Annotated in this window: 21 protein-coding genes; 8 read left to right on the top strand and 13 right to left on the bottom strand. The window is 68.0% G+C overall.

Features of this window, described 5'->3' with window-relative positions; genetic code table 11:
• Positions 1-2: 2 nt before the first annotated feature.
• The 5 genes from pstC to phoU are packed head-to-tail and all read left to right on the top strand — an operon-like array spanning position 3 to position 4,331.
• A complete protein-coding gene (gene pstC, locus ABD255_RS17795; RefSeq protein ID WP_344215217.1) occupies positions 3-995 on the top strand; it encodes a phosphate ABC transporter permease subunit PstC in 993 nt (330 codons plus the stop codon).
• Positions 995-1,891: a phosphate ABC transporter permease PstA gene (gene pstA / locus ABD255_RS17800; protein WP_344215219.1), complete on the top strand. Its 897-nt coding sequence runs from the start codon at positions 995-997 to the stop codon at positions 1,889-1,891. Before pstC ends, pstA begins: the two co-directional genes overlap by 1 nt.
• Before the next feature lie 28 nt (positions 1,892-1,919).
• Positions 1,920-2,819, top strand: a complete 900-nt coding sequence (pstB, locus tag ABD255_RS17805) for a phosphate ABC transporter ATP-binding protein PstB (protein ID WP_344215221.1) — start codon at positions 1,920-1,922, stop codon at positions 2,817-2,819.
• A gap of 5 nt (positions 2,820-2,824) precedes the next feature.
• Positions 2,825-3,631: a winged helix-turn-helix transcriptional regulator gene (locus ABD255_RS17810; protein ID WP_344215223.1), complete on the top strand. Its 807-nt coding sequence runs from the start codon at positions 2,825-2,827 to the stop codon at positions 3,629-3,631.
• A gap of 49 nt (positions 3,632-3,680) precedes the next feature.
• Positions 3,681-4,331 carry a phosphate signaling complex protein PhoU gene (phoU, locus tag ABD255_RS17815; protein ID WP_344215225.1) on the top strand — a complete coding sequence of 217 codons (651 nt, stop codon included), beginning with the start codon at positions 3,681-3,683 and terminating at the stop codon, positions 4,329-4,331.
• Positions 4,332-4,436: 105 nt separating this feature from the next.
• Here the strand turns inward: phoU and ABD255_RS17820 are convergent, their stop codons facing one another.
• Together ABD255_RS17820 and ABD255_RS17825 are read right to left on the bottom strand one after the other, a co-directional pair.
• Positions 4,437-5,390 carry a metalloregulator ArsR/SmtB family transcription factor gene (locus tag ABD255_RS17820; RefSeq protein ID WP_344215227.1) on the bottom strand — a complete coding sequence of 318 codons (954 nt, stop codon included), beginning with the start codon at positions 5,388-5,390 and terminating at the stop codon, positions 4,437-4,439.
• Between the two features lie 98 nt (positions 5,391-5,488).
• Entirely contained in the window at positions 5,489-6,520 is a 1,032-nt protein-coding gene (locus tag ABD255_RS17825; RefSeq protein WP_344215229.1) for an ABC transporter substrate-binding protein, read from the bottom strand.
• Between the two features lie 233 nt (positions 6,521-6,753).
• On the opposite strand from ABD255_RS17825, the gene chrA reads away from it, so the two are divergent.
• Genes chrA through ABD255_RS17840 form a run of 3 tightly spaced genes read left to right on the top strand, consistent with a single transcriptional unit; the run spans position 6,754 to position 9,439 of the window.
• Positions 6,754-7,881 (top strand): chromate efflux transporter, encoded by a 1,128-nt coding sequence (gene chrA, locus ABD255_RS17830; protein WP_344215231.1) that lies wholly within the window; start codon positions 6,754-6,756, stop codon positions 7,879-7,881.
• 56 nt (positions 7,882-7,937) lie between these two features.
• A complete protein-coding gene (locus ABD255_RS17835) occupies positions 7,938-8,630 on the top strand; it encodes an ABC transporter ATP-binding protein (RefSeq protein ID WP_344215233.1) in 693 nt (230 codons plus the stop codon).
• Entirely contained in the window at positions 8,627-9,439 is an 813-nt protein-coding gene (locus ABD255_RS17840) for an ABC transporter permease (RefSeq protein ID WP_344215235.1), read from the top strand. Before ABD255_RS17835 ends, ABD255_RS17840 begins: the two co-directional genes overlap by 4 nt.
• A 37-nt stretch (positions 9,440-9,476) precedes the next feature.
• Here the strand turns inward: ABD255_RS17840 and ABD255_RS17845 are convergent, their stop codons facing one another.
• From ABD255_RS17845 to ABD255_RS17895, 11 genes are all read right to left on the bottom strand, one after another.
• The gene (locus ABD255_RS17845) at positions 9,477-9,782 is read right to left on the bottom strand and encodes an Rv3488 family transcriptional regulator (RefSeq protein WP_344215237.1); all 306 of its coding nucleotides are present in this window, start codon (positions 9,780-9,782) and stop codon (positions 9,477-9,479) included.
• 77 nt (positions 9,783-9,859) lie between these two features.
• A complete protein-coding gene (locus ABD255_RS17850; RefSeq protein ID WP_344215239.1) occupies positions 9,860-9,997 on the bottom strand; it encodes a hypothetical protein in 138 nt (45 codons plus the stop codon).
• 15 nt (positions 9,998-10,012) lie between these two features.
• Positions 10,013-10,705 carry a hypothetical protein gene (locus tag ABD255_RS17855; protein WP_344215241.1) on the bottom strand — a complete coding sequence of 231 codons (693 nt, stop codon included), beginning with the start codon at positions 10,703-10,705 and terminating at the stop codon, positions 10,013-10,015.
• A gap of 122 nt (positions 10,706-10,827) precedes the next feature.
• A complete protein-coding gene (locus ABD255_RS17860; protein WP_344215243.1) occupies positions 10,828-11,262 on the bottom strand; it encodes a hypothetical protein in 435 nt (144 codons plus the stop codon).
• 289 nt (positions 11,263-11,551) lie between these two features.
• A complete protein-coding gene (locus tag ABD255_RS17865; protein WP_344215245.1) occupies positions 11,552-12,526 on the bottom strand; it encodes an ABC transporter ATP-binding protein in 975 nt (324 codons plus the stop codon).
• A complete protein-coding gene (locus ABD255_RS17870) occupies positions 12,526-13,521 on the bottom strand; it encodes an ABC transporter ATP-binding protein (RefSeq protein WP_425554444.1) in 996 nt (331 codons plus the stop codon). Before ABD255_RS17870 ends, ABD255_RS17865 begins: the two co-directional genes overlap by 1 nt.
• Positions 13,522-13,526: 5 nt before the next feature.
• The gene (locus ABD255_RS17875) at positions 13,527-14,393 is read right to left on the bottom strand and encodes an ABC transporter permease (RefSeq protein ID WP_344215249.1); all 867 of its coding nucleotides are present in this window, start codon (positions 14,391-14,393) and stop codon (positions 13,527-13,529) included.
• Positions 14,377-15,315 carry an ABC transporter permease gene (locus tag ABD255_RS17880; RefSeq protein ID WP_344215251.1) on the bottom strand — a complete coding sequence of 313 codons (939 nt, stop codon included), beginning with the start codon at positions 15,313-15,315 and terminating at the stop codon, positions 14,377-14,379. The genes ABD255_RS17875 and ABD255_RS17880 overlap by 17 nt, the downstream gene beginning before the upstream one ends.
• Before the next feature lie 2 nt (positions 15,316-15,317).
• The gene (locus ABD255_RS17885; protein WP_344215253.1) at positions 15,318-16,898 is read right to left on the bottom strand and encodes a peptide ABC transporter substrate-binding protein; all 1,581 of its coding nucleotides are present in this window, start codon (positions 16,896-16,898) and stop codon (positions 15,318-15,320) included.
• A gap of 142 nt (positions 16,899-17,040) precedes the next feature.
• A complete protein-coding gene (pepN, locus tag ABD255_RS17890) occupies positions 17,041-19,563 on the bottom strand; it encodes an aminopeptidase N (protein ID WP_344215255.1) in 2,523 nt (840 codons plus the stop codon).
• Between the two features lie 34 nt (positions 19,564-19,597).
• Positions 19,598-20,668: a dipeptidase gene (locus tag ABD255_RS17895; protein ID WP_344215257.1), complete on the bottom strand. Its 1,071-nt coding sequence runs from the start codon at positions 20,666-20,668 to the stop codon at positions 19,598-19,600.
• Positions 20,669-20,783 lie beyond the last annotated feature (115 nt).

The raw sequence follows: 20,783 nt of genomic DNA on the forward strand, positions 1-20,783 counted from the left end.
CCATGCCGGACACAGCGGCAGGTACGGCGACGGGTGGCCCCTCCACACAGCGGGGCCGCCCGCCCGCCTGGCAGGGCCCCGCGGTCGACCTGAAACAGCAGCATCCACGACACGGTGAGCGGGTCATCAAGGTCGGGCTCGTAGGGGCGGCCTGGCTATCGGTTGCCGTCACTGTCGGCATCGTGATCTCGTTGCTGGCCCCGACAGTGACCTTCTTCACGCATGTCGGGCTCGGCGACTTCCTGTTCGGCACCGAATGGACAGGCGGGTTCGGCGACAAGTTCAGCTGGACCGACAAGGCCTGGGGTGTGCTGCCGCTGGTCGTGGCCACCGCGATCATCACGCTGATCGCGCTCGCTGTCGCCGTGCCGCTGGGACTGGGTGCGGCGATCTATCTGAGCGAGTACGCGTCCATCCGGGTGCGGAAGCTCCTCAAGCCGGTACTCGAAGTGCTGGCGGGCATCCCGACCGTGGTCTACGGCTTCCTGGCACTGACGGTCTTCACGCCGCTGTTCGCGAACCTGGTGCAGTTCAACACGATCCACAACATGCTGTCGCCGGGCATCGTGATGGGCTTCATGATCGTCCCGACGATCGCGTCGCTCGGTGAGGACGCGATGTCCGCCGTACCGCTGGCGCTGCGGCAGGGTTCCTACGCGCTCGGCGCGAACCGGATGAAGACCACACTGCGGGTCGTGTTCCCGGCCGCGCTGTCCGGAATCGTCGCGGCGATCGTGCTCGGGATCTCCCGCGCGGTCGGCGAGACGATGATCGTCACCATCGCCGCGGGCAGCCGCGCTCAGCTGACCTTCGACCCGCGCGAGGGTGCCCAGACCATGACCGGGTTCATCGCACAGATCGCCAGCGGCGACGCCCCGCAGGGCTCGCCGGTCTACTACTCGTTGTTCGCCGTCGGTGCGCTGCTGTTCGCGATCACACTCCTGATCAATCTCGCCAGTATCCGTCTGGTGCGCAAGTACAGGCAGGCCTACTGATGACCACCGCAACGTTGCCCCAGGCAAATATCTTGAGGCGCGGACGCCACCGTGACGGCATCGCCTCAGCCGTGTTCGCGGCCGTGCTCTGGCTGTGCCTCGCGCTGATCTGCATGTTCCTGTTCTTCGTCCTGGCCGTCATCGTGCAGAAGGGCCTCGCCCGGCTGGATGCGAACCTGATCACCAGGCAGCCGTCGAAGATCCGCCCCGAGACCGCCGGTGTCCAGTCCGCCCTGCTCGGAACCCTCTGGGTGGGCGGCATCACCGCGCTCATCGCGCTGCCGCTCGGGATCGCGGCCGCGGTGTACCTGGAGGAGTACGCCAACCCGGCGAAGTGGTGGAACCGGGCGATCGAACTCAACATCCAGAACCTGGCCGCCGTCCCCGCGGTCATCTATGGCATCCTCACGCTCGGCTTCGTCGTCCGCGGCCCGCTGTCCATCGGCGCGGTCGTGATGGCCGGCGGCATCGCGCTGGCGCTCCTGATCCTTCCGGTCATCATCATCACCACGCGCGAAGCGCTGCGGTCGGTCCCACGGGAGATCCGCGACGGATCGCTCGCCCTCGGCGCGACCATGTGGCAGACGACCTGGCGGCAGGTGCTGCCGGCCGCCGTACCGGGGATCGCGACCGGCTCGATCCTGGCCATGTCGCGAGCCATCGGTGAGGCCGCGCCGCTGATCCTGGTCGGCGCGACCACGTTCGTCACATTCAATCCCGACGGTGTGCTGTCGAAGTACACGACGTTGCCGGTGCAGATCTACAACCTCGTCCCGCAGGACCGCGACGCGTTCCGCGACCTCGCGTACGCCGCGATCCTGCTGCTCATCGTCGTCCTGCTGGCCATGAACGCCGTCGCGATCTGGCTGCGCAACCGCTACCAGCGCCGCTGGTGACCCAATGACCACCCCGGGAGACCACCCTATGATGAACGTCGAACCGGACCTCGCCACCGTTCCCGAGACCCACGGGGCGCCCGGAGCACCGCACGAGATCCACGTCGAACTCACCGACCGCGGCAACCACCGGTCCCCATCCGCCGAGCCTGACGGCGTGATCGAACTGCGCGACCTCGAGGTCTACTACGAGAAGTTCCGCGCGGTCTCGGGTGTCGACATGGTGTTCGGCAGCAAGGAGATCACCGCACTGATCGGTCCGTCCGGCTGCGGCAAATCGACCGTACTGCGCTGCCTCAACCGGATGAACGACCTCGTCCCCGGCGCCCACGTCAAGGGCAAGGTCACTTACCACGGCGTCGACATGTACGACCCGAGCGTCGACGTGATCGAGGTACGTCGCCGGATCGGCATGGTCTTCCAGAAGCCGAACCCGTTCCCCAAGTCGATCTACGACAACGTCGCCTACGGACCACGTGTCACCGGCATGAAGCCGAAGAACATGGACGAGGTCGTCGAGACCGCCCTGCGCGGGGCGGCACTGTGGGACGAGGTGAAGGACAAGCTCAAGCAGAGCGCCTACGGCCTGTCCGGCGGGCAGCAACAGCGGCTGTGCATCGCCCGGACGATCGCCACCAGCCCCGAAGTCATCCTCATGGACGAGCCGTGCTCGGCGCTGGACCCGATCGCAACCGCGAAGATCGAGGACCTGATGGTCGAGCTGGCCAAGACGTACACGATCATCATCGTCACCCACAACATGCAGCAGGCAGCCCGCGTCTCTCACCGTACGGCGTTCTTCACCGCGGCCGCCGACGAACACGGCCAGCGCACCGGGCGGCTGGTCGAGTTCGACCACACGAACAAGATCTTCGGCAACCCGTCCGACAAACGCACCGAGGCCTACATCACCGGCCGGTTCGGGTGAGCATGATGACCGCCCCGATGATGAACGCCCACGAGCCGGACCGGTCTCCCGCGCGCCGACAGTCTGGCCGGCCGAGCGGGCGCAAGCTCCAGGTCCGCGTCTCGGTGCTGGTCGTCGATCACGGCGACACGATCGGCGAACTGCTGGAAGCCGCGGCCGGCCAGCCACTCGACATCCGCGTGTGCAACGACCCGGCCGAAGCGCTCCTCCAGGTCGGCAGGCTGGGCCCCGACGTCGTCCTGCTCGGCCCCGGCGACGGCCGCCTCGACCCGATCGAGTTCCTCCGCATCGTCCGGGGCGACGACCCGCAACAGGCGGTCATCGTCGGCGCGGACGCCGGCTGCAGCGAGTTCACCAGCCGGGCCAGCGACGCGGGCGCCAGCGCGGTCGTCCCCCGCCCGTACCGGGTGCGGGAACTGCTCGCGTTGATCAACTCGCTCGCCCCAGGGCCGAACCAAGTTGACCTCCGGCCGCTGGCCATCGACCTCGGGCGGCTCAGGGTCGACGGCGCCGTACCCCAGATGTGGCTCGACGGCCGTCAGATCGAACTGCCACCGATGGAGTTCCTGCTGCTCCGGTTCTTCGCCGAACGACCCGGCGCGCTGGTGACGCGTCAGGAAGTCCTCGAGGCAGTCTGGGGAAAGGGCGTCTCCGTGCGCAGCAACACGCTCAACGTACACATCATGCGGCTGCGCAAACGCTTGTCCGACGACGAACGCAACCCGCAGTGGATCAAGGTGATCCGTGGCCTCGGCTACCAGTTCAAGGTGCCACCTACAGCACCAGATGCCGACCAGGACTTCGCCCGATGACAGCGAAGCTGGCCAGCTGCGCGGCAGCCGGCCCACCCGGAGGAGACTAATGCGCGACGTCTATCACCACCAGCTCGACGAGATCCTGGTCGAGCTCGAGTACATGACCCACGCTGTCTCGACCGCCGTACGGCGCTCGACCAGCGCTCTGCTCACGGCACACCTCGGTACCGCCGAAGAGGTGATCGCCGGCGACGCGCAGCTCGACGCCGCAGGCGAGGCGGTCGAGGAGAAGATCTTCGACCTGATGGCCCTGCAAGCACCGGTCGCCAGCGAACTCCGCATGCTGGTCGCCGCCTTGCGAATGGTCGCCGACCTCGAACGGATGGGCGACCTGGCCGCCCACATCGCCAAGATCACCCGTCTCCGCCACCCTGCACCCGCCATTCCCACCGAACTGCACGGCGTGATCCAGGACATGGGCCGAGTCGCTCAGCGCATGGTCGACCAGGCCGGTGATGTCATCAAGAGCCGTGACGTGACTGCCGCGCATCGGATCGAGTCGGCTGACGACGAGATGGACAGGCTCCGCAGCAGCCAGTTCCGTCTCATGATGGACGACTCCTGGCAGCACGGCGTCGAGGTCGCCGTCGACCTCGCGCTGCTCGGCCGCTACTACGAACGGATCGCCGACCACGCGGTCTCGATGGCCCGACGCGTCATCTTCCTCGTCACCGGCCACCTGCCGACCGCTCAGTAACCCAGGGGTAGCCAATCAGGAGGCGCGCACGAGGTTCGCCGCCAGGCGGGGCCGCACACACCGTTACCTGGTCGACACACTCGCAGCGTTGCCCGGCTGATCACGTCAACAGCTCGCCGACAAGATCCTTGACCTGCTGGTGGATCTCATCGCGGATGCGTCGCACCACCGCGAGCGACCGGCCCTCGGGATCCTCGATCGGCCAGTCGAGGTATCGCTTGCCGGGATAGACCGGGCACGCGTCGCCGCACCCCTCGTCACGACGACATCGGCAGCCCTCACGATCTCGTCGGACAGCGGTTTCGGATAGGCGCCGCCGAGATAGACGCCGACCTCGTCCATGGCCGTGACGACGTTGGCGTCCACGAGTGCCACGGGCAACGAACCGGCCGATCTCACCACGACGCGGTCGCCGGCCAACTGGCTCAGGAAGCCGGCGGCCATCTGCGACCTGCCGGCATTGCGGACACAGACGAACAGCACCTCCGAGACACGCCCACGGGTCTTGCCCTCGGCTCTCGCCAGGGCGGTCAGTCGGTCCGCCGCGAAGCTCGCCGTCAGGGACGGCAGAAACCTCCGCACCCGCGACCGGGCAGCCAGCAGGTCATAACTCTCCCCGACGTAGCGCCGAACCGTCGCCGGCGAGAAGACCCCCGTGAAGCGGGTCGCCAACTGGCCCGCGATGTGTTCGAGCTGCCGATCGACCACTGTCGAGCTCAGATCGAACGCCGACCCCGCGTCTTGCCCGGGTACCTGCACACCGAGCAAGGTCGCCAGCTGCGCGACCGCATGATGAGTCGGCCGGTAATAGGTGAACGATTGCCGCCGCTCTCGCGTCAGCAGGTCCGCCTCACAGAGCAGCCGCAAGTGATGACTGATCGTCGTCTGCGACTGGTCGAAGTCCGCGGCGAGCTGCCCGGCGCTCACCTCGCCCGCCGGGTGGGTCAGCACGAGACTCAACAGGCGCAATCGCGTCGGATCAGCGACGGCACGCAGCTGGGCCGCTCGCCGCTCGGCGTCCTCCCGTGACAGCGGCACGACCACCGGCAGCTTCGACATGCGTCTATGCTCACAGCCGTCTATGCACCCGTCAACGGGCCCGCGGTCAGGGGTTCAGCACCTCACAACATGTCGGCTTCGGGTTTCGGCTGGGGACGCTAGGCGGCGGTGGTGCGGTTGGCTTTCTGGAGTGCCTGGGTGATCACGGTGATGTCGTCGGTGTAGCGGGTGTAGCTCCAGTCTTCGATGGCTTGCCAGCGGACGAGTTGGCCGGCTTGTACGGCGGGGAGCCGTTTCCAGGTGGGGATCTTGGCCAGTTGCTCGGTGGTCATCGCGTCGTCCTTGGTGTCGACGAGGATGAGGTCGGCGGGGTACTTGTCGGCGTGTTCGAAGCTGAGCGTCTCCCACAGGGGGTCCTTGCCGGTGGGCTCGATCAGGTTGAGGCCCCAGCTCTTCATTTGCCGTAGAGCGGGGAATTCGGAGGGTTTCGCGACGTACAGTTTCTCGGAGTAGCCGCCGATGGCGAGGACGCGGAGGTCCTTCTTCGCCGCGGCGGCCGACTTGAGTTCTTCGACGGCTCCGTCGAACGTCTTCTTGGCGTCGCTGACCGGCGCGGCGGCGAGATCGGCTCCGAGAGCCTTGGCGAGTTCCTCGAAGCGGGCGATGACCGCGGTCGGGTCTTTGGTGCCGTCGAGGGCGATGACGGGTGCGATGGCGGCAACCTTGTCCTGGACGGTCTTGTCGGCGAAGCCCCAGACCGGGTCACCTTGCTTCGGGCTGTACGCCGTGACGATGATGTCCGGCGCGATCTTCGCCAGCTTCTCGAGCTGAATCTCGCCGTACGCCTTGCCGCCCACGGATTCGATACCGGTCAGGTCGACGCCTTCGAGAAGCTTCGACTTGGCCATGTCGCCGGAGGAGAAGATGGCGGCGGGTTTGAGGCCCAGGTAGTACAGCGCCGCGCCGGCGGTTTCGTAGGCGGCGATCTTGACCGGGCGGCCGGGGCGATTGATCACGCTGCCGCGGTCGTCGGTGAAGCTCCAGGGCTGCGCGCCCTCGGAGGTCGGCTCGTCGTCGGTTCCGCAGGCGGTGAGCAGTCCTGCGGCCGCCAGTACGGCGAGAAACTGCCGCCGCTGAAGGGCGTCGTCGAGATCCGCTACGGCGGGACGAGTCAGAGTTGGCGTGAGCATGCGCGATCTCCCATGGAACATTAGGTGAGCCTAACCTACCAGTGGATGGCCGCTTCGCCATGGCCCCGCGACCGGCACGGTGGGACCGAAGGGATAGTATCGAGATCCGATATCGGGTTCAGAGTCATTGTGGAGGCGGCGTGGGTGAGCATGGCACCGGTGACGAGGAGCCTGGCGACAGGCCGCCGGATTCTGTCTCGGCCGGAGCGGGTGGAGTGCCGCAGCGTGGGTCTGTGCGTGAGATTGCGCTGCTGTTCTTGAAGCTGGGGGTGATCGCGTTCGGTGGGCCGGCCGCGCACACGGCGATGATGCGCGACGAACTGGTCCGTCGCCGCGGCTGGGTGTCCGATGAGCGGTTCGTCGACCTGATGGGGGCGACCAACCTGATCCCCGGCCCGAATTCGACCGAGCTGGCGATCCATCTCGGTTTCGACCGCGGCCGGTGGCGTGGGTTGGTCGCGGCGGGGGTGTGTTTCATCGTGCCCGCGGCGCTGATCGTGACCGAACTGGCCTGGGCCTATATGACCTACGGTGATGCTCCGGCGGTCGAGGGGATCCTGTACGGGATCGTGCCGGCGGTCATCGCGATCATCGCCCACGCGTTGGTCGGCCTGCTCCGGACCGTGATGAAGTCGATCTGGATCGGTGGTCTCGCGGTGGCGGGACTCGTGGCCTACCTGCTCGGCGTGAACGAGTTGATGGTGCTGGCCGCCGGCGCGGTGCTCGCGGCCGCCGCTCACCTGGCCCGCAACCGGCCGGGCCGCGGTCAGTTGCACGGCCTGTATGTCGTCTCCTTCGCGTTGCCCGCCGGGCAGCCGGTGTTCGGTGATCCCAGCGGCGGGCAGCTGGTGCAGTTGTTCGCCACCATGCTGAAGATCGGTGCCGTGCTGTACGGCAGCGGCTACGTGCTGCTGGCATTCCTGCGTGGCGACTTCGTCGACCGTCTCGGCTGGATCAGCGAACAGCAACTCATCGACGCCGTGTCGATCGGCCAGGTCACCCCTGGCCCGGTCTTCACCACCGCCACCTTCATCGGCTACCTCGTCGCCGGCCCGGTCGGCGCGTTCCTGGCCACGGTCGCGATCTTCGTACCGTCGTTCGTCTTCGTCGGGCTGCTCACCCGCCTGACCGACAGGTTGCGCGCGTCGCCGTGGACCTCGGCGCTGCTCGACGGCGTCAACGCGACCGCGCTGGCGCTCATGGCCGGCGTGTCGTACCAACTCGGCCGGACCGCGATCGTCGACCTTCTGACCGCCGCTATCACTGTCATCACGTTGTTGCTGCTCTGGAAGACCAAGCTGAACAACGCCTGGTACATCGCCGCGGGCGCCGTCATCGGTGTCGTCCATGCCCTGGCGTGACCGCCACCGGCGGGAAGCCTGAATGCAGCTTGGTCGACACTCGGTGAGGAGGAGTCGTGGAGCAGGGGTTCACGTTCGAGGAAGTGGTGGTGGAGCGTGACGGCGTCCGTGCCCTGGATCGCTTCTCGGCAGACGTGCCAGGCAGCGGTGTGACAGCGGTGTTCGGGCCGTCAGGATCGGGAAAGACCACGTTGCTTCGGCTCTGCAACCGGCTCGAGGTGCCGACAGCGGGCCGGGTGTTGTTGCGTGGGTCCGAGGTGGCGGGGCTCGATCCGCTGGTACTGCGGCGTACGGTCGGGATGGTGTTCCAGCGGCCGACGCCGTTCCCCGGGACGGTGTCGGACAACCTGCGCGCCGCCCTTCCTGGCGCCACTGATCAGGAGATGGAGCAGGTGCTGGACCGGGTCGCCCTGTCCGGTTCGTGGCTGGATCGCGATGCCACCGCGCTGTCGGGTGGCGAGGCGCAACGGGTCTGCCTGGCGCGGACGCTGATCAAGCAACCGCGGGTCCTGCTGCTCGACGAGCCCACCTCGGCCGTCGACGCCACCGCCGTGGAACTGATCGAGCGGGCCGTCACCGAGTTGGCTCGCGACGGTCTGGAGGTGTTGTGGGTGACCCATGACGCCGAGCAGGTGCACCGCGTCGCGGACCGGGTCCTGCGGATCGACCGGGGACGCTGCAGCGGCCTCGCTCCGGTTGTTCGGCGGGCGGATTCCGGCGAGGTGGGACAGGGCGAGGTGGGGCAGTGAACGGCGACGTGGGATGGGGTGGGCTGGCAACGTCGCTGGCCTTGGTCGGCGTGGCCGCGGCGGTGTCGTTGTGGCAGCGGCTCGGCCTGCACCGGCAAGTGATGTGGGCGGCGGCGCGCGCGTTGGTGCAGTTGCTGCTGGTCGGCGCGGCACTCGCGCTGCTGTTCGAACCGGGCCGGTCGCTGTGGTGGTCCTGGCTGTGGACCGCCGGCATGGTCGCCTACGCCGGGGATGTCGCGCGGCGACGGGCGCCGGAGGTCCCCCGGATCGCGACGCTGTCGATCGCGGCCTTCGCGGTCGCGGCCGCGATCACCCTGGGCGTCGTGTTCGGGCTGCGGGTGCTGCCGCTGGAGAGCCGCACGCTGGTGCCGATCGCCGGAATGATGGTCGGCAACTCGATGACCGCCACCGTGCTCGCGGCCCGACGGCTCGTCGACGAACTGCGCGACAAGCGTGACGAGGTCGAGGCCAGGCTCGCGCTGGGCCAGCCGTCCCGGCAAGCCGCAGTACCGTACGTGCGGGCCGCGTTGCGATCGGCGCTGTCCCCGCAGATCGAAACCACCAAGGCGACCGGGCTGGTCTTCCTGCCCGGCGCGATGACCGGCCTGATCCTGGCCGGTGTCTCACCCGTGCAAGCCGTCCAGGTGCAAGCAGTCGTCATGTTCCTGGTGCTCGCCTCGGTCGCCTCCACCACCGTCGTGGTCACACTCGGGCTCGTCCGCCGGGTCTTCACGCCCGACCACCGCCTCCGCACCCTGCCCCGCCGGCCAGACGCCAACGGCACCAGCAAGTCGCGCTCCAGCAGGTGAGCCGCACGCCACGCTGGGCTGGATCTTCGACCGCGAGTCAGGGCTTCTCGTCGCCGAGGACTTCGCGCGCCAGTTCGGCCAGAGCTTCGCGGTCGTCAGCCAGCGCTTGGCGGCCGGCCTCGGTCGCGCGATACACCCGGCGGGTCCTGCCCTCGACCACCCGCTGATCGGACTCCAGCAACCCGTCGCTCTCCAGCCGGTGCAGGGTCGGGTACAGGGTGCCGGGGCTGATCTTGTAGCCGTGCCGCGCCAGTTCCTCGGTCATCCAGGCGCCGTGGATCTCTTCCTCGGCCGCATGGTGCAGGATGTGCAGCCGCACCGCACCCCGCTGGAACTCCCGCATCCCGATCCACCTCCGGGCCGTGACGAAACCGATATCGGCAATCGATCCTACCTCGCATGCGACCTTCCGGGCGGTCGCTAGTCACCGAACAGGAGCAGCAGGCCGCCGACGGTGTAGCCGACCATGACCAGCACGAGCGGCAGTTGTCCGGCCAGCGCGCCGCGGCGGGGAAACAGCCTGACCGCGCACCACTGCCGTCCTCGATCGACTATCACAGGAGCGGTGCCGGGTCAGTCCGGTTGGCCGTGGCGGTCGGCTCGGTGCGTGAAGTACCGGGTCGGATCTCCCGCCGCGCGTGGACCGGAGTCGAGCCACTCGGCGAAGGCTTGCGGGTCGCGTTGTTCGAGTTCGCCCAGGAGGCTGTCCCGCGCGCTCACCACCGCGAGACGTCCCTGGTCCGTCCGGGCACACGACAGTTCGGTGAAGCTACGCCGCCAAGCCAGGCAGAGCTCCTCGACACTGAGTTCACCGGCACCGCCTTGCGGCTTCGGCCTGGGCACAGCCCCGCTCTTGGTCTCCCCCACGTCTGTGGCCGACCAGACGTCCCGAGGATCCGGCGTCGACTCCGACAGATAGATCACCACAGGTGGCGACGTGCCTGCGATCACCAGGACGAGCAGAAGCGTGGAGGACCCGACTGCTCCGACGTATCCGCACGCTGCCAGGGCCGCGAGAGCCAAACGCAGGGATCCCTCCAGGGCAGACCCGATGAGCGCCCGTGGCTTCAGTCCCTGCGCCAGGCCGATGTGCAGCTGCACCGACGCGTACATGCTCGCGGCGACCGCGAGCACGGCAAGGTTGGCGTCCCAGCTGACGAATACGAACGAGCAGAGCACACCCACGACGGCAAGGAACACAACGCACGCCAGCCAGGCAGTGCGGTAGCGCGAACGGGGGCCGACAACACTCTCGATCACGGCCATTGCACACTCACCGCCGATGCGCCCGCAGACTTCAGCTCCATAGTGCAGCGCAGAATCAGGCCAGTTCAATGGCAGCGGCGAGAGTCCCTGGTACGCCGACGCGCACCAGGGACCGCACTAGTTCAATCGGTTGTGGGATCGGTAATCGCCAGGCCCCAGATGTCGGTGTTGCCGAACGTCGGCGGGCAGTCCGCGGCCTCCCGGGTGTCGTTCCACACCGCGACGCCGGCGGACTCGGTGGCGACCGCGTAGTTGTAGTCGCCCAGGAACTCACTGGTCAGCCCGTTGGCGCATGACGCGCGGGCGTCGCCGCTCGCGCCCCGGTGCAGCGTCGTGAAGGGCCCGATCGACGAGTTCGCATGCCGTACGACGCCCAGCATCGGCCGTGGCGCCGCGGTCGTCGACTGCCATGGCGTCAGGAACGCGTTGTAGGTCAGGTACACGTCCGCGCCGTCGGGTGAGATCGCGACCGCCGGCTGGTTCGCCTCGGGTCGAACTGCCCGATGTTCGTCACGGTCGTGATCGGTCGCGGCCGGCAAAACCCACGGCGAAGGCATCCTCACCACCGCCTCGACCACCTACAGCCCAGCCCCCGGACCCACCCGCGCCCGTCCCCGAACCGACGGCAACCCCCTCAATCACAAGGAGTACCTCCGCCACCTCAGCTGAGACCGCACCCAGAGCCAGCCCCGCGTGCACCCGCGGTCTTACCGTCCGCCTCGGTCGTGTTGCCGAGCGTGCCGAGCACCTGCGCGTGCCGGTGCGGCTGCACCACCTCGATCGGCGCGCGCGCCGCCGTCGGAGGTCAGGACGACGGACCCAGAGCATCTGCATCTCCCAGTTGGCTCAGGATCGGCCGGCATGGATCTCCCCCAATGGATAGTGACAAGCCACACCACGCCGCAGGGCCGGATCGTCGACCGAGCACCGGGCCTGCGCCTGCCAACAGCGAGTCCGGAAATGACAACCGGACGGTGGATTCAACGGGCTGGGCGGCTCACCCTGCAGGACCAGTTCCAGCGGCCGGTGCCGAGCCGATCGATCCGGCTGCGGTACGGCGGCCAGCAGGGCCTTCGTGTACGGATGACGCGGCTGCTCGTACACCTGCTCGTAGCCCCCCTCCTCCACGAACCGGCCGAGGTACATCACGGCGACCCGGTCGGCGATGTGCTGCACCACAGCCAGGTCGTGCGCGATGAAGACGTACGCCAGACCCAGCTCACGTTGCAGCCGCTCCAACAGGTTGATGATCTGCGCCTGCACCGACACGTCGAGCGCCGACACCGGCTCGTCACACACCAGCACCTTCGGCCGCAGGGCCAACGCCCGAGCGATCCCGACTCGTTGCCGTTGGCCACCGGAGAACTGATGCGGCAGCCGCTCCAGGTGATCCGGGTTCAGCCCGACCATCTCCAGGAGTTCGGCGACCGCCGTACGACGCTTGGCGCGCGGCACCACGTCCGGATGGATCTCCAGCGGCTCCTGGACGATCGCACCGATCGTCATCCGCGGATCCAGCGACGTGTACGGATCCTGGTGGACCAACTGGATGTCCCGCCGTGCCTGCCGCAGCCGACGACCGCGCATCAGGTGCAGTGGATCCCCGAGCAGTTCGATCGTGCCGTCGGTCGGACGTTCCATCCCGACCAGCAACTGCGCCAGCGTGGACTTCCCGGAGCCGGACTCGCCGACGATCCCGAGGGTCTCCCCCGCCTGCAACTCCAGATTCACCCCGTCGACCGCGCGCACCAGCCCGCGGCTCAACGGTCCGCCGATGCGATAGGTCCGTCGTACCCCGGAAGCGCGCAGGACGGTGGTCATCAGGCACCTCCTGCGAAGTGGCATCGACCGGAGTGATCGTGCGACACCTGCAGGACTGGTGGACTTGTCTGACAGAGGTCGACCGCCTTGGGACAGCGCGTGCGGAAGGCACAACCGGACGGAAGGTTGCCCGGGTCCGGGGGCTGACCGCTGATCACGCGGAGCGGTTTGCCCTTCTGCTCGGGCCTGCAGATCGAGTCCAGCAATGCCTGGGTGTACGGATGCGCCGGCGCGTCGAACACCTGGTCCGCAGGGCCTTGCTCGACGACGCGGCCGGCGTACATGACCAGGATGTCGTCGGCCATGCCGGCGACCACGCCCATGTCGTGGGTGATCAGCATCAGGCTCATCTGCCGATCGGCCTGGAGTTTCGCGAGTAGCTGCAGGATCTGTGCCTGCACGGTGACGTCGAGCGCGGTCGTCGGTTCGTCGGCGATCAGAATCTCTGGGTCGGCGGCCAGCGCGGTCGCGATCATCACCCGCTGCCTCATCCCGCCGGAGAACTGATGCGGGTAGTCGTTCACCCGGCGGCGCGCGTCCGGAATGCCGACCAGCTCGAGCAGTTCGATCGCCCGCTGCCGCGCCGCCCGTCGCGACATCCCGAGGTGCACGCGGCAGCCCTCGCCGATCTGGTAGCCGACCGGCAGCACCGGGTTCAGCGCGGACAACGCGTCCTGGAAGACCATGCCCACCTGCGCGCCACGGACAGTGCGACGTTCCTCCGCGGGCAGCTGCAGGATGTCGCGACCGTGCAGAACGACCTGCCCCCGGCTGACCCGCCCGACCCGGGCCGGCAGCACGCCCATGATCGCTCGCGCGGTCGCGCTCTTGCCCGATCCGGACTCACCGAGGACGGCCAGAGTCCGGCCAGGGCGCAACGCGAGATCAACGCCATCCACTGCGACGCCCCAGCCGCGAGCAGTCCGGAACTCCACACTGAGATCCGAGACCTCGAGCACCGGACCGGCGAGCGTTGCGTCAGGCAAGGAGTCCATCGTCTTCATCGCGACCTCGGATCGAAGGCGTCTCGCAAGGCGTCGCCCAGCATCACGAACGCCAAGACGGTGACGGACAGGAACAACGACGGGAACAACAACAGATGTGGATGCTCGCGGAACGAGTCCTGCGCCTGGTTCAGCTGCACACCCCACGAGATCGACGGCGCCCGCAGGCCGACCCCGAGGAACGTCAGCGCCGACTCCGCGGTGATGATCCCGCCGATGCCGAGGCTGGCCACCGCCAGGATCGGCGCGAACGAGTTCGGCAGCACGTGCCGCACGATCACCCGGACCGGCCCGGCCCCGAGACCGCGAGCCGCCTTGACGAAGTCCAGGTCGACCGTCGCCAGGGCCGCCGAACGCATCAGCCGCGTCATCCCCGGCCAGGCGAACAGGATCAGCACCGCGGACACCACCACGACGTTGCGCTGATGCAACGTGTTGAGGATGACCACCTGCCCGACCAGCGCCGGGAAGCCGAAGAAGATGTCCATCGTGCGACTCACCACCGCATCCACGACGCCGCGGTAGTACGCCGCTAGGCACCCGAGTACCAACGCGATCAGCACGCAGCCGGCCGTGACGGTGAAACCGATCGTCACCGAGGACCGCGTGCCGTACACGACGTTGCTGTAGAGATCACAGCCCTGGATGTCGAACCCGAACGGATGACCCGCGACCGGCCCGGTACCGCTGTTGCCGAGATCGCAGGCCCGCGGATCGGTCTGGGTGAACAGCCCTGGTACGGCGGCCACCAGCAGGACCACCAGCACCACGCCCGCCGGAATCACGATCCTCGGTTTGCGCAGCAGCCGGCGCCGTCGTACCGGGACGGTGGCGACGGTCGGGGTCTCAGCGGCGGCCGGCAAGGCTGATCCTCGGGTCGAGCAGGCCGTAGACGATGTCCACGAGCAGATTGACGACCAGGTAGACGAGCACCAGCAGGCTGCAGACCCCGACCACGACCGGCCCGTTCTGCTGCGAGATGCCGTTGAAGACGACATACCCGAGACCGGGGATGTTGAAGATGCCCTCGATCAGCACCGTGCCGCTGACCATGTAACCGAGGCTGAGCCCGAGAACCGACACCACCGGGACGAGCGAGTTCCGCAGGATGTGCCGGATCACGATCATCCGGTGCGGCAGCCCTTTCGCGATCGCGGTGTCGACGTAGTCGGCGTACCGGTTCTCGATGATGCTGGCCCGGGTCAGCCGGACCAGCTCCGGGATCCCGAACAGCGCGAGAACCGTTGCCGGCATCAAGTAACTGGCCGGCCAGCCCTCCCGCACACCGGAGGTCGGGAACCAGCCCAGGTTGACACCGAACACGATCTGGGCGACGTACGCGATCACGAAGTACGGCAACCCGACGACCACAGTGGTCGCGCTGAGCACCACCCAGTCGACCGCGCCGCCCTGCCGCATCCCGGCGTACGTGCCCAGCGAGATGCCGACGACCGCCATGATCGCCCACGCCGTCAGCCCGAGTTGCAACGTGTATGGCCAGGCCTGGGCGACCAGGGCGGAGACCTCGTTTCCTTGCAGGTCGATGCCGAGGTCGCCGCGGACCAGGCCGCCGAGGTAATGGCCGTACTGCGCCCAGAGGGGCTGGTCGAGATGGAACCGTTCCCGCAGTGCGTCCTCGACCGATGGCGACAGCACCTGTCCCGGACCGGCCAGCGCCTTGATCGGGTCACCCGGCAAGGCATAGACCGCGGCGAAGATGAGCAGCGTCGTACCGAGAACGACCGGGACCATGCCGGCCAGCCGGCGGATCACATAGCCGGTCATCGTCAGCCCGCCTTGACGACCGCCAGCCGGGCGCCGCCGAGGACCTCCGGCACCACGTCGCTCACCCGGTCGGAGTGGACCAGACCACCGATCGGCCAATAGAGCGGAGCCACCGGTACGTCGGCCAGCGCCTGCTCGGCCGCCTGCTTGGCGAGCCCGGCGGTGTCCTTACTCGACGCGGCCTGACCGAGCAGTCCGGAGAAGGCCTTGGAGTCGTAGCCGGTCACGTTGAGCGAGGCGCCGGTCGAGAACATCTGGTCGGCCATCGCGTAGATGTGCGGGTACGGCGAACCGGAGTACAGCAGGCTCGGACCCTTGACCGCCTTACCGTCGAACCCGTCGTACAGCTGGGCGATCGGCTGCGCCTCGAAGGTGACGTTGGCGATGCCGAGGTTCGTCCGCAACTGGTTCGCGATTGCCTGCAGCACCTTCTCGTTGGTCGGGTCCTGGTAGGTGTAGAGCACCAGCGGGCCGTTCCAGCCACCGGCCGCCTGCAGCGCCGCCTTGGCCTTCTGCGGGTCGAAGGTGCAGCTCTCGCACTTCGCGTCACCACCGCCAGTCAGCGTCGGCGGCGCGAGACCGGTCGCGGCCTTCGCGTTGCCGGCCAGCAGCGACTTCACGATCGCGTCGCGGTCGATGGCCAGCGAGATCGCCTTGCGGAGCTCGGGGTTGGCGAACCGGCTGTCGTACAAGGGGAAACTCAGGTAGACGATCGCCGGGTACTGGACGTCGACGACCTGCTCGGGAGTGTCCTTCTTGGCCTTGGCCAGATCCGCGCCGTCGAGCAGCGCGAGGTCGATCGTGCCGGCCTGGAAGTCGGTGTAGATCGCGCCGTTCTGCTGGTACACGTGCAGGTCGACACCGGCCGCGGCAGCCTTCGTTCCGGCATAGCCGTCGTACCGCTCCAGCTTGATCTCCTGAGCCCCGGCCTCCCAGCCACTGGTCTTGAACGGACCATTCCCGATGGGGTGCGTGGCGAAGGCCTTCAGGTCCTTGGCTGCGCTCTCCGGCAACGGGGCGAACGCTGACTGCGACAGGATGTACGGGAGCAGCGCGTTGGGCTTGTTCAGGGTGAGCTTCAGCGTCGAGTCGTCGACGACCTGGACGCCGGACAGCGTCTTCACGGGTTGCGTGCCTTTCGCCGGGTTCATCGCGGGGTAGCCCTGGAAGATCGCCATGCTGGCGTTGCTGCTGAGTGCGTTCGCCGCGAGAGCGGTGGCGTTCCAGGAGTCCGCGAACGACTTGGCGGTGACCGGGCTGCCGTCGTGGAACGTCCAGCCGCTCTTCAGCTTGACCGTCCAGTTCACGTTGTCGGTCGACTCGATCGATTCGGCGACCAGCATCTCCAGCTTGCCGCTCTGACCGTCGACCCGGGTCAGCGGCGACCAGAGCGCGTAGGCGACGTAACTGCTGCCGCTGCTGCCCGGCGTCAGGTTCTTGACGAAGAACGTTGGGACGCCGACCGAGAACGCCCCGTCGGCGTCACTGGGGGAACTGTTGCCGGCACAACCGGCGAGGATCAGGCCGAACGCGGCGAGGACTCCCCCCAGGCGACGCAGTCGGCGCGGTCGAGATGTGTTCATGGTGTGATGTCCTCCCAGGCTCGGTCGGCAACATCCTGCGCGCGACCGGGGATCCGCAACCTTATCGGAGAGACCAGAAATGGCTTCGCCGACGTTGTCGACACCGACAACCCACCCGTGCGTCGACCAGGCGGTGGGCTGGCTACGCCGGCCCGGGCGCTGCTGCCCGGCCTCTCGGTGCTCTCTGCACCTTCCGAGCACGGAGGACACCTTCGATGAACCAGAGCTTGTCGGTCAGGCTGTTGCGCGCAGCAAGCGGCGCGTCCAGCCTGGCCTCGATCCGGCGAGCACGCTCGAGGAACTCGTCATCGATGCCGAAGCTCGGGAACGTGTGGCCGACGATGTTGCGAAGCGACGCCGAGGATGTGTCTGCGAGCAACTCCGGCAACGCGGCGAGGTACTGCGCCGCGAACGGCCGCAGCAAATCCTCCTGTCCCGGTTGCCACAGGGCATCCGCCAGTTGCCGCACGATCGATACGGGCAGTTGGCGGTCGCCGAGTATCCGCTCGAGCGCGGCCGCCTTGGCCGCGGTCTCAGGGCAGGCCGCGCGCACGGCTGCCGCCCGGGCCGTCGTGTCGGGCTTCGGATCGCGGTCAAGCTGCGCAACCACCATGTCCTCGGTAAGCCGCCCCAGCGCCGCGAGCCGAGTCAAGGCTGCCCAGCGCAGACTCTCGTCGGCCGTTGGCAGCAGTTCTTGGAGTGCGGCGAGCTGCTCCTCCGATGTAGCGGACTGGGCAAGGCCCAGCGCCAGCGTTCGCCGCATCTCCGTATCCGTGCCTGCGGCGTAGGCGGTCACGCAGCCGCCAGCCACCTCTTGCAACGCCTCGTCGCGAGCGTGGGCAGGCGAGAAAACAGTGGCGGCCTCAACGGCGACAGCCAGCAGTTGGCTCACCGCCGCCGCGTCCGGATCAATGAGCACGCAGCGCATGGCGACGCGGACCAGGTCGGCCGCGGCCAGCTGGCCGTCGAAGACCATCCCGCGCAATGCGGTCAAGGCAACCGCGCGCGACAGTGACGTCGGCAGCGTGTGCGCGCCGGCGATCAGGCCACGCGCCGACGTGTCGTCGAGGCGGACCTTCGCGAACGTCAGGTTCCCGTCATTGGGCAACAGCACTGCCGCCGGCCGCGCACTCGCCAGCGCCTTGACAGTGCTCGTCGGCGCGGTGAGGTCCAGCTCGATCGTCTCCCTGAGCTCCAGTGCGTCGCCGGATGAGTTGTCGTAGATGCCCAGCCCGATGCGGTGCGGGCGTGGACCGCCACCGCCGTACTGCCGGACACTCACCTCGCCGTAGCGGCCAGCTCGTACCGGTGCGACGACCTCGAGCGTGTTGACGCCGGCCCGGTACAGCCACTCATCGGCCCACGCGCGCAGGTCGCGGCCACTGGCTTGCCCGACCTCGTCGAGCAAGGCACCCAGGTCGGCGCTCTGCCAGGCGTAGCGCTTGAAGTAGCGCCGCAGTCCGTCGACGAACTGGGCCTCGCCGACCCAGGCGACCAACTGGCGCAACACACTGGCGCCCTTCACGTAGGTGACCATGTCGAAGTTCGCCTCGGCGGCATCCACGTCCACGATCTCGACGGCGATCGGGTGGCTGGTGACCGACTCGTCCGCGGAGTAGGCCCGCGCCTCCCGGGTCATCAGGAACCGCATCCACGGATCGGTGCTACCGGCGAGGGAGCAGGCCGCCCAGGTACCCGCCCACGTCGCGAACGATTCGTTCAGCCACAGCCCGTCCCACCAGGCTGGGGTGACCAGGTTGCCGAACCACATGTGCGCCATCTCGTGCAGCAGTACCGAGGTGCGCCGCGCCCGCTGTGCGTCGGTCGGCGCGGAGCGGTAAAGCGCGCCGTCGCCCCACGTGACGCAGCCGAAGTTCTCCATGGCGCCGGGCTGGTCCGGGAGGAACACATAGTCGTAGGAGACGGACGGGTAGGGCAGCCCGAATTCGCGTCCGAAGAACTCCAGCCCCTGGCGGGTGAGGTCGATCAGCTCGCCTGCGTCCCGTTCGAGCAGCGCGGCGAGCGACTGGCGGGCGTGCAGCCGGATCGTCACGTCGTCGGCGTGCCCGCTGACGACATGGAACGCTCCTGCGCACAGGGCGACGACGTAGGTGGCGAGCGGTGGCGTCTCGGTGAAGGTCCAGGTACGGGTGCGGGAGTTGTCCGCGACCAGGCAGGCGACGCCGTTGCTGACGCAGGTCCACGCCCGCGGGACGACGGCGGAGATCGTGAAAGGTGCCTTGAGGTCTGGCTGGTCGAAGCAGGCGAACGCGCGGCGCGCGTCGTAGGGTTGGAACTGCGTCCATGCGTAGACAGTGCCGTCGCTGGAGTCGACGCTACGGGACAGCCCGCGACCGCTGCCGGCGTCGTGGGTCGACTCGACCAGGAGGACGTTGTAGCCGGACAGCCCCGGCAACTCGACGCGCTCGCCGTGGACCACAGCCGAGGGGTCGAGCTCAACCCCGTTGAGCTGCACCCGGTCCACGGTGCGCGAAACCAGGTCTATCCACGTGCTCGCACCCGGTTCGTCGCAGAGGAACCGAACCACGGACCGCGCGCGGAACGCACCAGTGTCCGCGAAGTCGCCGAGGTCGAAGCGAAGGTCGTAGTGTGAGACGGTGATCAGCGCGCAGCGCTGCCTCGCCTCGTCGGCCGTCAGAGTCACGCCGGCTTCGCTCCGTCCGTAACCTACTGCGGTCTCAGCACTGGTCGGCATCGCTCAGCACACGCAGCACATTGCCTCCGGCGACGGCGCGCAGCTCGGCACTGCTCCAGCCCCGGCGCGCCAGCTCGGTGAGTAGCGCCGGATAGCAGGAGACGTCGTCCAGACCCTGCGGCATCACACCGACACCGTCGAAGTCTCCGCCTATACCGACGTGCTCCACGCCCATCACCGCGCGCGCATACTCGACGTGGTCAGCCACCTGACTCAGGGTCGCAGCAGGCTGCGGGTGCGCGGCGGCCCACTCCTTACCGCGGCTCGCGGCTTCGGCGTACCAGTCCGACACGTCCTGCGCGACGAACTGCGGGACGAAGGTGATCATGCACACGCCCCCGTTGTCCCGCAGCCGGAGCAGAACATCGTCGGGCACGTTTCGCGGATTGTCGGTCAACGCCCGGCACGACGAGTGGGTGAACAGCACAGGGACAGTGGTGACGTCCAGCGCTGCGTGCATCGTCTCGGTCGCGACATGAGACAGGTCGACGAGCATCCCGATCTCGTTCATCGTGCGCACCACCTCGCGGCCGAATTCGCTGAGGCCACCGACCACGCGCTCGTCGGTCGAGGCGTCCGCCCAACCGACGTTCTTGGCGTGTGTCAGCGTCAAGTAGCGAACTCCCAGCAGCCGCAGTGTGCGCAGCACCGACAGTGAGTTGTCGATGCAGTGTCCGCCCTCGGCGCCGAGGAGCGACGCGATGCGCCCGTCCGCGAAGGCCTTGCGGGCCTCGTCGGCAGTGGTGGCCAGCCGCAGATGCTCCGGATAGCGTTCGCACATCCGACGGACCAGGAACACCTGTTCCAGGACCGCCGAGACCGCGTCCGGACCCGACAGCGCGCACTCGACGAAGACGGACCAGAACTGCCCACCGACCCCGCCGGTGCGCAACCGCTCGAGATCGGTGTGCAGGGTCGGCTGCGAACGAGCCACGTCCAGCCGGTCCAGGTCGCGCTCCGCTCGCTTCCACAGCACCCACGGCAGGTCGTTGTGGCCGTCCACCAGTGGCGATTCGCGCAGGAGGGCAAGTACCTGATCGTCGACGTCACGCATGCCGCCCAGCCTGACCTAGGCGTCGAGGGGCCCGCATCGTGCAGATGGCCAATGATGAGCGAGCAATCTTGCGGCCCTCCATGATGAGCCGACCGCGCAGGTGCGCATAAGGCGT

It is taken from the genome of Kribbella sancticallisti (assembly GCF_039530625.1).
GTDB classification, from domain to species: Bacteria; Actinomycetota; Actinomycetes; order Propionibacteriales; family Kribbellaceae; genus Kribbella; species Kribbella sancticallisti.

Excerpts from the sequence above, each read along its gene's own strand:
- pstC (WP_344215217.1), top strand. The coding sequence starts at position 3 with ATGCCGGACACAGCGGCAGGTACGGCGACGGGTGGCCCCTCCACACAG.
- pstA (WP_344215219.1), top strand. The coding sequence starts at position 995 with ATGACCACCGCAACGTTGCCCCAGGCAAATATCTTGAGGCGCGGACGC.
- pstB (WP_344215221.1), top strand. The coding sequence starts at position 1,920 with ATGATGAACGTCGAACCGGACCTCGCCACCGTTCCCGAGACCCACGGG.
- ABD255_RS17810 (WP_344215223.1), top strand. The coding sequence starts at position 2,825 with ATGACCGCCCCGATGATGAACGCCCACGAGCCGGACCGGTCTCCCGCG.
- phoU (WP_344215225.1), top strand. The coding sequence starts at position 3,681 with ATGCGCGACGTCTATCACCACCAGCTCGACGAGATCCTGGTCGAGCTC.
- ABD255_RS17820 (WP_344215227.1), bottom strand. The coding sequence starts at position 5,390 with ATGTCGAAGCTGCCGGTGGTCGTGCCGCTGTCACGGGAGGACGCCGAG.
- ABD255_RS17825 (WP_344215229.1), bottom strand. The coding sequence starts at position 6,520 with ATGCTCACGCCAACTCTGACTCGTCCCGCCGTAGCGGATCTCGACGAC.
- ABD255_RS17845 (WP_344215237.1), bottom strand. The coding sequence starts at position 9,782 with ATGCGGGAGTTCCAGCGGGGTGCGGTGCGGCTGCACATCCTGCACCAT.
- ABD255_RS17855 (WP_344215241.1), bottom strand. The coding sequence starts at position 10,705 with ATGGCCGTGATCGAGAGTGTTGTCGGCCCCCGTTCGCGCTACCGCACT.
- ABD255_RS17860 (WP_344215243.1), bottom strand. The coding sequence starts at position 11,262 with ATGCCTTCGCCGTGGGTTTTGCCGGCCGCGACCGATCACGACCGTGAC.
- ABD255_RS17865 (WP_344215245.1), bottom strand. The coding sequence starts at position 12,526 with ATGACCACCGTCCTGCGCGCTTCCGGGGTACGACGGACCTATCGCATC.
- ABD255_RS17870 (WP_425554444.1), bottom strand. The coding sequence starts at position 13,521 with ATGGACTCCTTGCCTGACGCAACGCTCGCCGGTCCGGTGCTCGAGGTC.
- ABD255_RS17880 (WP_344215251.1), bottom strand. The coding sequence starts at position 15,315 with ATGACCGGCTATGTGATCCGCCGGCTGGCCGGCATGGTCCCGGTCGTT.
- ABD255_RS17885 (WP_344215253.1), bottom strand. The coding sequence starts at position 16,898 with ATGAACACATCTCGACCGCGCCGACTGCGTCGCCTGGGGGGAGTCCTC.
- ABD255_RS17895 (WP_344215257.1), bottom strand. The coding sequence starts at position 20,668 with ATGCGTGACGTCGACGATCAGGTACTTGCCCTCCTGCGCGAATCGCCA.